Source organism: Pseudomonas sp. REP124 (genome assembly GCF_020164475.1).
Classification (GTDB): domain Bacteria; phylum Pseudomonadota; class Gammaproteobacteria; order Pseudomonadales; family Pseudomonadaceae; genus Aquipseudomonas.
In genome coordinates this window covers 1-14902 of sequence record NZ_JAIQWX010000057.1, presented here as the reverse complement: position 1 = coordinate 14902, position 14902 = coordinate 1, and the positions used below count along the sequence as shown (strand labels likewise).

The 14902-nt window shown below is 62.2% G+C and carries 9 protein-coding genes; 2 read left to right on the top strand and 7 right to left on the bottom strand.

The features are described from left to right. Positions 1-29: 29 nt before the first annotated feature. From K9857_RS15550 to K9857_RS15540, 3 genes are all read right to left on the bottom strand, one after another. Entirely contained in the window at positions 30-938 is a 909-nt protein-coding gene (locus K9857_RS15550) for a hypothetical protein (protein ID WP_224537190.1), read from the bottom strand. Then, on the bottom strand, positions 935-1630 hold the full coding sequence (locus K9857_RS15545; protein WP_224537188.1) for a hypothetical protein: 696 nt from the start codon (positions 1628-1630) through the stop codon (positions 935-937). The genes K9857_RS15550 and K9857_RS15545 overlap by 4 nt, the downstream gene beginning before the upstream one ends. A gap of 222 nt (positions 1631-1852) precedes the next feature. After that, positions 1853-2884 (bottom strand): alpha/beta fold hydrolase, encoded by a 1032-nt coding sequence (locus K9857_RS15540; RefSeq protein WP_175375190.1) that lies wholly within the window; start codon positions 2882-2884, stop codon positions 1853-1855. Between the two features lie 205 nt (positions 2885-3089). Here K9857_RS15540 and K9857_RS15535 point away from each other — a divergent pair, with 205 nt between their 5' ends. Beyond that, positions 3090-8255 carry a dermonecrotic toxin domain-containing protein gene (locus tag K9857_RS15535; RefSeq protein WP_224537186.1) on the top strand — a complete coding sequence of 1722 codons (5166 nt, stop codon included), beginning with the start codon at positions 3090-3092 and terminating at the stop codon, positions 8253-8255. 516 nt (positions 8256-8771) lie between these two features. Here K9857_RS15535 and metE read toward each other — a convergent pair. Then, a complete protein-coding gene (gene metE / locus K9857_RS15530) occupies positions 8772-11081 on the bottom strand; it encodes a 5-methyltetrahydropteroyltriglutamate--homocysteine S-methyltransferase (RefSeq protein ID WP_224537184.1) in 2310 nt (769 codons plus the stop codon). 111 nt (positions 11082-11192) lie between these two features. Here metE and metR point away from each other — a divergent pair, with 111 nt between their 5' ends. Further along, positions 11193-12110 carry a transcriptional regulator MetR gene (gene metR, locus K9857_RS15525; protein ID WP_224537183.1) on the top strand — a complete coding sequence of 306 codons (918 nt, stop codon included), beginning with the start codon at positions 11193-11195 and terminating at the stop codon, positions 12108-12110. 127 nt (positions 12111-12237) lie between these two features. Here metR and K9857_RS15520 read toward each other — a convergent pair whose 3' ends face one another. The 3 genes from K9857_RS15520 to K9857_RS15510 form a co-directional block, all read right to left on the bottom strand. After that, positions 12238-12735 carry a GNAT family N-acetyltransferase gene (locus K9857_RS15520; protein ID WP_224537181.1) on the bottom strand — a complete coding sequence of 166 codons (498 nt, stop codon included), beginning with the start codon at positions 12733-12735 and terminating at the stop codon, positions 12238-12240. 99 nt (positions 12736-12834) lie between these two features. Next, positions 12835-13257 carry an NUDIX hydrolase gene (locus K9857_RS15515; RefSeq protein WP_224537179.1) on the bottom strand — a complete coding sequence of 141 codons (423 nt, stop codon included), beginning with the start codon at positions 13255-13257 and terminating at the stop codon, positions 12835-12837. Positions 13258-13422: 165 nt separating this feature from the next. Next, on the bottom strand, positions 13423-14748 hold the full coding sequence (locus tag K9857_RS15510; RefSeq protein WP_224537177.1) for an APC family permease: 1326 nt from the start codon (positions 14746-14748) through the stop codon (positions 13423-13425). Positions 14749-14902 lie beyond the last annotated feature (154 nt).

The window sequence follows — 14902 nt, the reverse complement described above, 5'->3', positions numbered from 1 at the left end:
ATGCTCGCTCCTACAGGACACGGGCAACGCTACTGCCCGTAAACCCTCTGCAATTGCGCCTGCGTCAGCGCATCCTCGAACGGCACCGGCACTGACTTCACCGCGCCATACAGGTTGCGGTAACGCGAGTAACTGCCGTTGTTGACCAGCTGATAACCCCGCTCGACCACGCGCTGGCCATCCAGCACATAACGCAAGGTTTCCTGGGCCGCTTCGGGCGGTGCCGGTTGCATCAGGTCGGTGGCCAGCACGCGCATGGACTCGTCGATGCACTCGTCGAGCACCGCCGTCACCTTCGCCAGATCGAGGCTGCCGTCGTCGATGCATTGTTTGCCGCAACGACGGATCGGCTGGCTGGTCACCTCGATGCGCATCCGGTACAGCGCCGAACCGGCAATGTCCTGGACCTGCACCTGATTGACCAGGACAAAACTGCCGCGATCGGGGGTGAGCATCAGTTTGGGTTCAATCACCAGCCGTGCAGTGACCGCCCCCTCCCCCTGCTTGAGCCCGGCTCCTTGCGACGCCTGCTGGTAGCGCTGTTGCAGACGCTCCTGCAACGGCACAGCGGCGAGCAGATCGGCCATGGGCCGTGCATCCTTCTGCGCGGATTTTTCCGCATCACGCTGCAGGCTGCCGCTGCCCATCTGGGTGTTGATCAGACTCGCCACCAGCAGCCCGGCCAACCCCGCGGTATTGCCGGAGTTCGCCACCAGGTTGTGACTGGACGATGCCGCCTTCTGCGCCGCCTCGGAATCGATCACCGTGCTCGCCCCGACAAACGCCTGGGGCAGCTGCATGTCCACTTTCAGCCCATGGGCCTGCACGTAGGATGCAGCGCCCTGGGAGCGAAAGCCGGTTTCAGGCGCCGGTTTCTGCGCACAGCCGGCCAGCACTGACAGGGTCAGTGCGCCGACTATTGTCAGCGAGCGTTTCATTGCTCGAACGGCGTGATCATTTGCTGACGGCTGGTGTCCATGGCCTGGTAGAAAGCGTTGGACAGGTTGGTGTAGGTCGGCTCATCCCACTCGCCCTGGGCTGCCTGCACGATCGAGAAAGGTTTGAACCACAGCAGACGGTTGTCGGCGAGGTCGACCACCATGCCCTGACCGGCCACCTGAGCCATCGGCACGCTGGTCGGCACGAAGCCGTAGTAGCTGCGGGTGGCGCCGGTGGCGTAGACATTCACCAGCAACAGACGGTCGACGCCGTAAGTGGCTTTGATCGGCGTCAGGTCACGGACGGTGTAGCCTTCACGGTAGCTTTTTTCCTTGTAGGCCTGGAGATTCACCGGCTCGTTGATGCGCTTGACCTTGTAACCCTTGGCCTCGAGCTTGGCGACGATGACGTCGGGCAGCGTATTGAGGTCGCGCACCTGCCATTTTTCGACGTTGTCGCTGAGTTTGCTGTTCACGCCCTTGTTGATGGCGTAGTCCAGAAGCCCCTGATTACCGGTCAAGGCCAGCACCGGCGGCGGCACGACCGTGATCGCCACACCGATGGTCGGTTCCTTGGCATCCCAGAATTGCTGGTCCAGCGGCACGGGAGGTTGAACGTGGGCACAGCCGGTGAGGGTCAGGCAGGCGAGCAACGTGAGCGCAGCCCACGTACGAATGGCGCGGAGAGTCATGGATCAAATCCCTATGATTGAAAACGTGCGGCCTGAAGCGGCTGCGACGGTCGACAACCATAGTGGCACATTGATATTTTTTCAATCGGAAGAATCTTATCCACAGGGGGAATTGCGATCAAAAAACTGTGGGAGCGGGCCTGCTCGCGATGGAGGCTCAGACACCGCGGGCATCCAGACAGCCCACGTTATCGTTGACGACCATCGCGAGCGTGCTCGCTCCTACAGGAGATTGTGTTCGGCCACCGGTTCGATCTGCGCCCAGTGCGAGGTGTCTTCGCGATGGGCCCGCAGGTACGGCAGGACGGCTGCCAGCAACGGCGCCTTGAACGGCTCCTGAAAACGATGGGCGAGGCCCGGAATCAGCTTCAGCTGGCTGCCACGCAGATGCGCGGCCAGGTGTACGCCGTGCATCACTGGCAACAGCGGATCCGCCGTTCCGTGCACCACCAGCGCCGGCACCCGCAGTTGATTGAGCAGCGCCACGCGGCTCGGTTCGGCGAGGATCGCCATGATCTGGCGCTTCACGCCTTCGGGGTTGAATGCCCGGTCGTAGGACAGCGCCGCCTGATGCAGCAGTGCCTGGCGATCATCGGTGATGGTCGGGCTGCCCAGCGCGGCGAGCAGATCGGCCTGTTGCTCCAGCGCCACTTCGCGATTCGGCGCGCCGCGGCGGGCGAGCAACTGCACCAGTGCGGCACTCGGCGCGGGCAGCCCTTCGGCGCCGGAGCTGGTCATGATCAAAGTCAGACTCTCGACCCGCTGGGGCGCCATCGCCGCCATGTGTTGCGCGATCATTCCGCCCATGCTCGCGCCCAGCACATGGAATTGCTCAATGTGCAGCGCATCCATCAGGCCCAGGCCGTCGTCCGCCATGTCGGTCAGCGAGTACGGCGCCGACACCGGCAGGCCCAGCTTGTAGCGCAGTACTTCGTAAGTCAGGTTGGCTTCCAGCGGCGCCTGGCGCCAGGTCGACAGGCCGACATCGCGATTGTCATAACGAATCACCCGAAAACCCTGCTGACACAGGGCGACCACCACCTCGTCCGGCCAGTGAATCAGTTGCCCGCCCAAACCCATCACCAGCAGCAGCGCCGGATCGGACTCACGGCCGATGCTCTGGTACGCCAGGCTTACCTGTGCCAGATCGACCCGTTCAGTCGGAACATTCACGTCACAACGCGACGCCGCCACGCTCGGCAGATTGAAAAATGCGGCCAGACAGAAGGCCGCCGATAAAAACAAAGCACGCATGAAAAAACACCGAAACGCAGAACCCCAGTAGAGCGCGAGTCTGATGAAGTTTGTTCAAGCGCGCTGCCACAGTTGCGTGACAGTTTGATGAATCTCGCCGGGCGGTCGAAGCGTTAACTATGTAGCGCCCGACCGGAACAACCTTTTTCTTAAATGGCCGCCCGTGGCACGGATCGACCGCGCCACCTGAACGAGCCATCGATCCATGACCGAAAAACTATTGCCCGACACCATCTCCCCCTCACCGCTTGTCCCGCCTTCCCTCACGCCCCTGCCCGCCAGCCTCGATGAACGACTTCTGCTCAGTGCCACCACCCGTTGGCGAGCCGCCAGTGGGGGTCTTGGCGAGTTGTTGAATAACGCACCGGCCACGCCGGACAAACAGCGCTGGAAGACTTACTGGGATGTCCGGGCGACCGGTACGCCGCTGTCCCGACGTGATCGGGCCATCGAGCTGTACCGCGACCACTTCGAAGCGGTCATCCAGGCGGCCTTCGCCCGACAACGCCTGACGGCGGAACAGGCTCAGCCGCTGCTGGCACTGCTGGACTCGACGACCACCGACCTGCGCCTCAAGGGCCAGCCCCTGCGCACGGAGCGCCTGACTCTTGTATCGAGCGACTACACGAAAGTGAGTTATCCGGCCGCCTGGGTGATCAGCCTTGGGGATAAGGACCCGTCGCCGCACTGGCTGTACCTGCCCAGTCATGCCGAGCCGATACAGGCGTTCGAAAAACGCAGCCTCATGGAGTCCTGGTTGTCGCGACAGTCACTGGTCCCGACAGAAACGAGCGTCGAAGACATCGGCTTCGAGTTCCGCTTCAGAACACCGATGCTGGCGGTGGGAATGACGGATCTGCTGCTGCACTTGCAACAACCCGCATCCGGCAAGCACGCGGCAGAATTCACCCTGCCGCTTGCCGTCGAAACCAGTGGCCATGACGATCAACCGGCCCTGTTCGGCACCCTGTATGCCGATGTCCCGTGGACCCTACGCAAGGCCGCTTTGAGCACTCAACGCGCAGCCCTCGAGCGTTATCTGGGCGACGACCTTGAAAGCGAGCGGCAGAAAAAACTCGCCAATGAATTCTCGGTGCTTGAGGCCGCCGTGCAATCCGCCGACCAGGCCGCCACTGCCTTGCTGTATCGCGAGCGCCTGCTGGACACCACGACCATCAACCGGGAATTCACCGCGCTCTACAACGCCCACAAAGCCGGCCTGCGCGCCGAAATCGAAGTGCAGCGAGCCCTTGAACAGCTCAGTGAAGATGAGCATCAACTGATCAACAATCTGTTGGACGGGGCCGCACTCGACACCAATGCCAAGGTGTCGAGCCTGACTGTGGCGATCAGCAACGGCGATCCAACCCAGCGCACCACCCATGACCTCAACGGCCCCTGGCTCATCGAGTCCGCCGACGCCAGCGTGTTGCTGCACTGGCCCGGCACCGGTGGCGGCTTGCAGCGCTTCGTCAATGTGCGGGCGATGGAGCGCGAGGTGTTCAAGATCCAGGAACAGGACGATCGCCTGACATTGAGTTTGAAGCCCATCAACCAAGACCCGCTGCACTACAGCCTGAACCAGTTGATCGACGTCTTCGAGGAAAGCGCCGCGAAGATCCGCCAGCGTTACACCGACGATTCCCAGGCAACCCAGCGCGCTGATGAACTGGAGCAATGTCGCCGCGACACCCTCGCCGGTTTGCAGGTGCCGGTGAGTGCCGCCCGGCAACTGGTTTTCTCCCAGCGACTGGAACAAAACCGCAGCGCCACCCTGGCCAACCAGCTACCTGAATGGCTCGGCCAGAGCACCGAAAGCGGCGAACTCAAGCCGCTGATTCAAGCCTGGATCGCGGCGATGCAGCGCAGCCACGAGCAACTTGAAATTGTGCTGATGCCGCGCAAGGATTTCACTCGCGAGCGCCTGTATGCCCGGCTGAAAAAAGATTTCGCCATCAAGGGCGACTTCCAGGTGCAGCTGGATCTGCCTGACAGCGTGGCGTGGCAAAAAGAGTCGTTCCCCGCACCCGGCGCGCCCGGCACCCCGCAAAAGCTGACGCTGATCCCAAGTACCCGGCGCAGCAAGATGTCACTTGAAGACCTGGCCCAGCTCAACATCGATGACACGCCGTCGATGAATCTGGAGCCGCTGATGCTGCGCCTGTCGTTCATGAAGGTAGAGGCCAGCTCCGCCAACGCCGCCGAACGTCAGGCCCTGAACAGCGGCATCACCCTGCCCTGGCTGCGCAAGGTCCTGCCCGAACTGGATCTGCCCCAGGCCTACGAACAGTTGATCCGCAAGGTGTTTATGGGCGCGGCCGACGAGGCGGCGTTTGTCCGTGAGCATCGCCGTGAATGCCTGCTCGAACCCTGGCGATTGATGCTCAAGCTGCAAGGCGAAACCGCCCGCCTGCAAAAGCAGATCAGCGCCGACGAGCTGCGCATTCTCAAGATCGCCATTGACGCCGACACCCCGCAGGCGTGGGCGGTGGACGGCAAACGCATCGTGCTCTGGCCGGCTCGTTTGGGTGTCGGTGGCAAGGACACGCCGGACGAAGGCCCGGTTACTCTGGCCGGCGTCACCTTCATCGAGGAACAGGTCAGCGGCATGACCCTGCTCTATTTGCCGGACAGCCCGGACGGGCAATTTCTGCGGCGCTACGACAGCCTGGAAACCGCGCGCAAGGCCCTGTACAACCTGTGCCTGCGCGACGACATGCTCAACTACCTGGCGGGCCGCGCCCTGCAGGGTTCGGTGCAGGCCCACGCCAGCCGCATCAATCAGGCCATGCTCAAGCACTTCGACGCGATCATCGCTGTGGGCACCCGTTGGCCCGCCACCACTTCCCTCGCCGCGCACCAGCTCGACAGCCACATGGGGCGCTTGATCGAGGCCCATCGCGCCACCTCTCGCTCTAACGTCGATCTCTATCTGGAACGTTATGCGTTGCAAGGGCCGCGGGTGTTCAACTACCTGAAAATGGCCTTGGGGCTGGTGCCTTTCGTGGGTACCGCGATTGCCCTGTACGACGCCTGGAACAGCGCCAACCTGGCGGTTTCGGCGTTCGTGCGTGGCGAGGTCGGCGATGGTCTGGCCGAGACCGAGTCGATGCTGTTGTGCCTGATCGATGCGGCCATGGATATCCTGCCCAGCGTGTCCATCAACACCGCTCAGGCGGCGCGTTCGGCCACGGGATTGCGTCAGCTCAAAGCCATGAATGCACAGGCCGCCATGCAGTCGCCCTCACTGAACGACGCCCGCCGGGTGACCCAGCGCTTCGCCGGCTACGAGTATGAAAAACCGCTGTCGCTGTCGGACGTGCAACCGGGCAGCCGTGGCATGTATCGCAACGTCTATCGCCATGCCGACGGCGATTTCATTGTTCGTCAGGGCAGGATTTTCGAGGTCGAGCGCAGCAAGGATTCACGCAACTGGCGCTTGAAAGGCACGACGCAGAAAACCTACAAGCAGCCCATCGCGCTGGATGAAGCCGGGAACTGGGACACCTATTTCGGCGTGCATGGCGTGATGTTCGAGGGTGGTGGGTTGGGGGGCGGCAACGTGCTGGGTTATCTGGCCGATACACTGGACCCGGTGTGGCCACGGGCGATCCGCGAGCGGTTGCCGCGCTGGTGGGTGGATGAGTCGTTCAGGCGGCTGCATTCTCTGACACAGGCTGCCGACAATCTTGCGCCGCAAATCGATGCCCGGGTCAAACAGACCGAAGTCCACTTGGCCGCCTATGAAAACGACCGGCGTTCGGCAACGCTGCGCCAGCAAGCGGAAACGGCCTGCATCGCCGACATCGACATGGCCAGGCTCTACCACCAGACCCTGGTCGATCTGTTTCCGCTCACCCACGGCAACAAGCGGCGGGTGCTGCTGGACTTCCAGAGCGACGCGGCGCTGATCCTCAGTGACCGCTACAAGAAGCGGGTGTTTTTCGCCAATCACAGCGTCGAGCCGCTGCTGGACAGTATCGATGAGCTGATGAAAAAACTCGAAGCGACACCTTTATCGAGCCTTTCGCTGAAGCTGCAGGTGCTGGCGGAGGTCAGAAAGCTGCGGATCGAATTGATCGAAGGTTTCGACAACATCGAAGCTCACATGCGTGAACTCAATCACTGGTATCAGCGCATCAGCACCAGTGCCGACAAGGCCCAGCTGACACCGGACGTGACCATGCTGAACGGGCGCCTGACCGAAGGCACTTTGCTGAACGTCCGGGCCTGTAACCTGCTGGAGGTGGTGACCCGTTACGACGCCGGCACCGACTTGTCCTGGTTCTTTCTGCAAGGGCAAATGCGTGCTTCCAGGGAGCGAGTCGAACGTGCGCTGGTTTCGCAGTTCAGTCTCTCGGAAGTTTCCGCGACAAAGGCTCAACGCAACCGGATCCTGCAGGATTGCATCGAGCATTACAGCGAGTTTCGTCGCGGAATGAATGCCTGGACCGCGAGTTATCCGCAGCATTTTCATCTGGAGTCGGTGCCGCCGTTCATGGAGGCGCTGGCGAAACTGAGCGAACGGGCGCGCAAGGCGCTCGACCTGCCGGCGCCGTCGACCAAACCCGGGCAGATCAGCAAAAAGGTGTTCGTCACCGAGACCGATGAGCTGTTGATCGGCGTGGAGCACCTGGAAAAAACCACCCAGCGCTATCGCTACACCCTGACCGGGAAAGGCGGCTACACGGAGGTCTGGGAAAAAGGCGCGGATGGTAAATCCCGTCTGCTGAATCCGCCGCCAGCGCCCTCTCACACCCAGCACCGAAATCTTGATTCGCTGCTCGCCGAAGCCCGTCAACGGCTGCAATCCCAGGACGCCTACCTGGCGAAAATCGAGTCCTACGCCAGCCAGGACATGCTCCCGGTGGATCTGGAGCACATGATGCTCAAGGAGGCGGACGAACTCAGCCGTCGCGCCCAGGGCATCGAAGCGCTGGCGCCGCAGGATGCGCTCGTCCAGCAATTGCGCGACAAGGCCACGGAGCTGACCGCCACCGGCCGCACGCTGCGAACCCGCCAGACGCTGCTGAGCAAAAAGCCTACCGATGGCATGCTCGACGACCTGCTCAAGCACGACGCGGTGGAGATCCGCAAAACCAGTCTGATCAAGAACCTGGGCAAACGCCGGGACGGTCGCAACGATTTCATGCAGGAATACGAAATCTGGGACAAGACACAAACCCCGGCCAAGGTGCTGTGGTATGCACACTTCCACTATTCCAGGGCAGCGCCGGATTTCGACGGGTTCGAGAAAGGACACCTGAAACTGCCGGAACACCGCTTCCTGACCCACGCCGACAACGCCGACCTGCCGTATGCCGACATCGGGAAACGGTCGGCGGTGTTGCCGTATTTCGAGAAGGTTTGATGGCGGACCGGATATTCTGACCCGACGCCATCCCTGTAACACCGCGTGTATTCAGACAGCCAGCGTTATCGTTGACGACCATCGCGAGCATGCTCGCTCCTACAGGGTTAACGGTTGTACGCAAAGCTCGCAGACAACCAAAACCATTGTGGGAGCGGGCTTGCTCGCGAAGAGGCCGGTACATTCAACATCGATGGCGTCTGACACTCCGCCTTCGCGAGCAAGCCCGCTCCCACAGGGTTAACGGGTGTACGCAAAACTCGCGGACAACCAAAACCACTGTGGGAGCGGGCTTGCCCGCGAAGAGGCCGGCATATTCAGCATCGATGGCGTCTGACACTCCGCCTTCGCGGGCAAGCCCGCTCCCACAGGGTTCATGGGTGTACGCAAAAATCGCAGACAACCAAAACCATTGTAGGAGCGAGGCTTGCCCGCGAAGGCGTCAGGTCGGCCAACATCGCTGTTGAATGTGCCGGCCTCTTCGCGGGCAAGCCTCGCTCCTACAGGGCGGGTGTGTCAGGCCAGCTGACTGCGCAACTGGCGCGCGGCCGCGACCATGTTGACCAATGCCGCTTCGGTTTCCGGCCAGGCCCGGGTTTTCAGGCCGCAATCGGGGTTGACCCACAGGCGCTCGGCCGGGATTCGTTTCACCGCCTTGCTCATCAGATCCACTATCTGCGCCGTATCCGGCACCCGTGGCGAGTGGATGTCGTAGACGCCCGGGCCGATGTCGTTCGGGTAGTCGAACGCCTTGAATGCTTCGAGCAATTCCATATCCGAACGCGAGGTTTCGATGGTGATCACATCGGCGTCCATCGCCGCGATGGCTTGAATCACGTCATTGAATTCGCTGTAGCACATGTGGGTGTGGATCTGGGTTTCGTCCCGCACGCCGCTGGCGCTCAGGCGAAACGTTTCCACCGCCCACTCCAGATATTCCTGCCACTGCGCTCGACGCAGCGGCAGGCCTTCGCGGAACGCTGCTTCGTCGATCTGCACGATCCGGATGCCGGCCGCTTCCAGATCCACCACTTCATCGCGAAGGGCCAGCGCCAACTGCTGCGCCTGGACCTTGCGCGACACGTCTTCGCGGGGGAACGACCACATCAGCATGGTCACGGGACCGGTGAGCATGCCCTTCATGATCTTGTCGGTCTGGTTCTGCGCGTAGCTGATCCAGTCCACCGTCATCGCCTGCGGACGGCTGAGGTCGCCGTAGATCACCGCCGGTTTCACACAACGCGACCCGTAGCTCTGCACCCAGCCGAAGCGGGTGAACAGGTAGCCGTCCAGTTGCTCGGCGAAGTACTCGACCATGTCGTTGCGCTCGGCCTCGCCATGCACCAGCACGTCCAGCCCCAGGCGTTCCTGAATCTGTATGGCATGGCGAATCTCATGGCGCATGGCGTCGTGGTAATCGTTAGCCGACAGCTTGCCCTGCTTGTACGACTGACGCGCCAGACGAATCGACCCGGTCTGCGGGAACGAGCCGATGGTGGTGGTCGGAAACGCCGGCAGCTTCAAGCGCGCACGCTGCTGTTCGATGCGTTGGGCAAACGGCGACTGACGCTGACTGTCCCTGGCATCGATGGCATCGACCCGCGCCTGCACGTCCGCTTTGTGAATCCGCGGCGACTGGGCGCGGCTGGCGGCAATGGCGCGGCTTTCAGCCAGGGCAGCCTGCACCTTTGGCGCTTGTGGATCGTTGAGGGCATCGCGCAGTACGGCGATTTCGCCACACTTCTGCACCGCGAACGCCAGCCAGCTTTTCAGCTCTGGGTCGAGTTTGTCTTCACGCTCAAGGTCCACCGGACTGTGCAGCAGCGAGCAGGAACTGCTGACCCACAGGTTCTCGCCAAAACGTTCCTGAGCGAATTGCAGTTGTTCGAGCACCGGCTCCAGTTCGCAACGCCAGACGTTGCGGCCATTGACCAGCCCCACCGAAAGAATCTTGTAGATCGGCAGGCGATCGAGCACGTGCAGCAATTGATCCGGCGCGCGCACGGCGTCGATATGCAGGCCCTGCACCGGCAGGCCGACGGCCAGGCCGAGGTTGTCCTGCAGGCCGCTGAAGTAGGTCGCCACCAGCTTTTTCAGCGGCGAGTACTGGAGGATGTGGTAGGCGCGCTCGAAGGCGTTTTTCCATTCCTGAGGCAAGTCGAGGGTCAGGATCGGCTCATCGATTTGCACCCACTCCACGCCCTGGGCAGCGAGGCGGCCGAGGATTTCACCGTAGAGCGGCAGCAGGCGTTCCAGCAGGTCGAGTTTGTCGAAGTCGGCACCTTTGGCCTTGCCCAGCCAGAGGTAGGTCAACGGACCGATGATCACCGGCTTGACGTTGTGCCCCAGGGCTTTCGCTTCGTCGACCTCGTTGAACAGCTGTTCCCAGCTCAGCTTGAACTGTTGGTCGACGCTGAACTCCGGGACCAGGTAGTGATAGTTGGTGTCGAACCATTTGGTCAATTCCTGGGCATACTGCCCCTGGCCGTGTTCGCCGCAGCAACTGGCGCTGGCGCCACGGGCCATGGCGAACAGGGTGTCGAGGGTCGGCAGGCCGCGTTCGTCGCGGGTGCTGGCGAAACGCTCGGGGATCACGCCGAAGGCCAGGGAATGGCTCAGCACCTGGTCATACCAGGCGAAGTCACCGACCGGCAGCAGGTCGATGCCGGCGTCTTTCTGCAATTGCCAGTGGGTGGCGCGCAACTGGCGGCCGACGTTTTCCAGCGCGGTCCGGTCCAGATCACCTTTCCAGTAGGCTTCGAGGGCTTTTTTCAGTTCGCGGTCGGCGCCGATGCGCGGGAAACCCAGGGTGTGTGCCACGGCCATGGTGAAGGTGCTCCTGTGTAAAAGATGGCGCTATTGTCGACAGCCAGAGCATCATGAGACAAACTCAACCTTTTCGTGTTGATCACAAGTTTTCCTCATGGAGCCTTTCCGGTGCTAGAACTCCGCCACCTGAAAACCCTGCACGCCCTGCGCGAAGCCGACAGCCTGGTGGACGCCGCCGACCGCCTGCACCTGACCCAGTCGGCGCTGTCCCACCAGTTCAAGGAACTGGAAGAGCGCATGGGCATGCCGCTATTCGTGCGCAAAACCAAACCGGTGCGTTTCACCAGCGCCGGCCTGCGCCTGCTGCAACTGGCCGACGCGACCCTGCCGCTGCTGCGCGCCGCCGAGCGGGACATCGCAAGATTGGCCGGCGGCACCGCCGGACGCCTGCACATGGCCATCGAATGCCACAGCTGCTTCCAGTGGCTGATGCCGACCATCGACCAGTTCCGCGACGCCTGGCCGGAAGTCGAGCTGGACCTGGCCTCGGGCTTTTCCTTCGCACCGCTGCCGGCCCTGGCCCGTGGCGACCTGGACCTGGTGGTTACATCCGATCCGCTGGATCTGGTGGGCATCACTTATGTTCCGCTGTTCACTTACGAAGCGATGCTCGCGGTGGCCAACCAGCACCGCCTGGCAAGCAAGCCGTACATCGTCCCCGAAGACCTGCTGAGCGAAACCCTGATCACCTATCCGGTGGAACGCGATCGCCTGGACATCTTCACCCGCTTCCTTGAACCGGCCGACATCGAACCGGCCCAGGTCCGCACTTCGGAACTGTCGGTGATGATGATGCAGCTGGTGGCCAGCGGCCGCGGCGTATGCGGCATGCCCCACTGGGCGCTGCATGAATACAGCTCACGGGGCTACGTGAAGGCCAAGCGCCTGGGCGAGAAGGGATTGTTCGCCACGCTCTACGCGGCGATTCGGGCGGACATGCTGGATGCGCCTTACATGCGCGATTTTCTGCTGACGGCGAAGGACACGTCGTTTTCGACGTTGGATGGGGTTAGTGCCGTCAGATAACACCCGCCCCCTGTAGGAGCGAATTTATTCGCGATGGACGCAAGAACACCGCGGGGAACCAGATTCCCCGCGTTATCGTTAACGACCATCGCGAGCATGCTCGCTCCTACAGGGGATCGTGTGACAGTCAGATTTCACGCCACATGTGGACCTTGTCGAAATACTCCTCCCCCACCCGCACCGCCATCGGCTCCAGCCCGAACTGGATGAAGCCGCAGCGCTGGTAGAGGTCGATCGCCGCCTGATTGCCGGCGGTGACGGTCAGCTTGACCAGCCGCAAGCCCTGATGCCTGCGCGCCTCATCCAGCACCGCCTGCACCAGTTGATAACCCAATCCATTCTGCCGCGCGCCGGACGAGACATACATCCCAAACAACGTCGCCTTGTGCCGGGCCTTTTCCCGGGGCTCGAACGCCAGCCCCGCAATGCCCGCCAGGCGCCCATCGACGAACCCGCCGAACACCACATCCAGCTTGCCGCTCAGGCGCTCTTCCCACCAACTCAACGGCAGCGATGCCCGCTCGCGCACGCTGGAGGTGAACGCCTGGGCATGCCGGTCATAGGCCTCGAGTGTCAGGGCCCGATAGTCGAGGGCATGACTGGCATTCAGACGCTCGATCCACATGTTCAGGCCACCCGGCACTGTTCAGATTTCAGCAATGCGGCAGCGACAAAGTTCAGCAAGTCCTGGAGCGGGATCATGGCGGGTCCTTGGCGTGGATGATCAGGCGATCGCCGTCAGCGAGTTCCGATAAAACGGCAGGATCAGGTCCCGTGTCAATGGCGCCAGGACGAGGCCGCCATCGGTCGCCGGGTCGATCCACACCACCTCTTCGATCTCGGCGGCCGGGGTGACGTCGGTATCGATGTTCAGCAGGAAGATCTCGGCCTTGACGACATGCCCGGGCTCGTTGGCGGCGGGGGCGGAGAATTGGCCGAGGAAGGTGGCTTGCTCAGGATCGATGTCCAGCCCCAGCTCTTCTTCCAGTTCGCGGGCCAGTGCGTGGATAGGCAATTCATGAGGTTCGATCTTGCCGCCCGGCTGCATGAACGCCTCGGTGCCGCGCTTGCGCACCAGCAGGGTTCGGCCTTCGGGGCCGATCAGCAGGGCGGCGGCGATGTGGATGATGCGGGGCGAAAGATTCATGGCGCGATCGTGACCTTGGCGAAAAGCCCCAAGGATCGCACGAGACCTCTGTAGGAGCGAGCACGCTCGCGATGGACTCCAGGACACCGCGGGCATTCAGACAGCCAGCGTTATCGTTGACGACCATCGCGAGCATGCTCGCTCCTACAGGGGATCGGGGGTTGGTTACGCGGCTTCCTGGAAATCCATCTCCGGCGGCTGGCGGCGGAATCCGCCGGTCAGCACGGCCAGGTACACCACGCCGATCGCCAGCCAGCTGATACCCAGGTAGATCGCCAAGTGATCGAGGCTGACCATCAGCCACAGGTCCGCCGCCAGGCCGATGAACGGAAACAGCAGGAACAGCACGAACTCGCGCGGGCCCTTTTTCTCGCCGCCGATCCAGTAATGGAAGATCACCGACAGGTTTACCAGGCTGAAGGCCAGGAACGCGCCGAAGTTGATGAACGAGGTCGAGGTGGTGACGTCCAGTTTCAGTGCCAGCAACGCCACCACGGCGCACAGCAGGATGCTGTTGATCGGCGTACCGAAGCGCTCGTGCAGGGTGCCGAAAAAGGATTTCGGCAACACGCCGTCGCGGCCCATGGCGTACAGCAGGCGCGAGCCGCTGGCCTGTGCCGACAGGCCCGAGGCGAACTGGCCGACGATCAGGCCGATCAGGAAGATCGAGACGAACAGGTCGCCGCCGATGTTGCGGGCGATCTCGTAGGCCGCCGAATCCACGCTGTCGAACTGGAACGAAGGATGGGCGATCTGCACGAAGTACGACACGCCGACGAAGATCAGCCCGCCGATCAGGGTGATCAACATGATCGCCCGTGGAATGGTGCGGCGTGGGTCGCGGGTTTCTTCGGTGAGGGTGCTGACCGCGTCGAAGCCCAGGAACGAGTAACAGGCGATGGCCGCGCCGCTCATGATCAGTGGCATCTGCATGTCGCCATTGAAGAACGGTTTGATCGACCACAGCGGCGTGCTCGCGTCACCGGCGACGTAGTGCACGCACAGCGCGACGAAGGCCACCAGCACCAGGAACTGCACCAGCATCAGCAAGGCGTTGATGCCGTTGGCCAGTTTCAGGCCGACGATGTTGATGGCGCTGGTGATGCCGATGAACGCCAGCACCCAGATCCACTGCGGCACCGCCGGGAACGCGGAGTTGAGGTACGCCGCGCCGATCAGCCAGATGGCCATGGGCAGGAACAGGTAATCAAGTAGCACCGCCCAGCCAGCGATGAACCCGAGTTTCGGGCTGATGGCCTTGCGCACGTAGCTGTAGGCGGAACCGGCGACCGGGAAAGCCGAGGCCATGCGGCCGTAGCTCATGGCGGTGAAAAACATCGCCACCAGCGCCGCGAGGTAAGCGGCCGGGACCATGCCGGCGGTGGATTGAGCGAGGATGCCAAAGGTGCCGAGCACAATGATCGGCGTCATGTAGGCGATGCCAAACAGCACCACCGAGCCTAATGACAGGGTGCGTTGCAAACGAGCCATGGGCGACTACTCCGGAATTATTAGATTTATGGCAGAGCCGAGTTCGGCGCAGGGTTTCGGGTGTTGCTTTGTTGTTCTTCGGTAAAGGGTCAGGCAAATGTGTTGCCTGGGAGGGCCTCTTCGCGAGCAAGCCCGCTCCCACAGGGGAATGCAT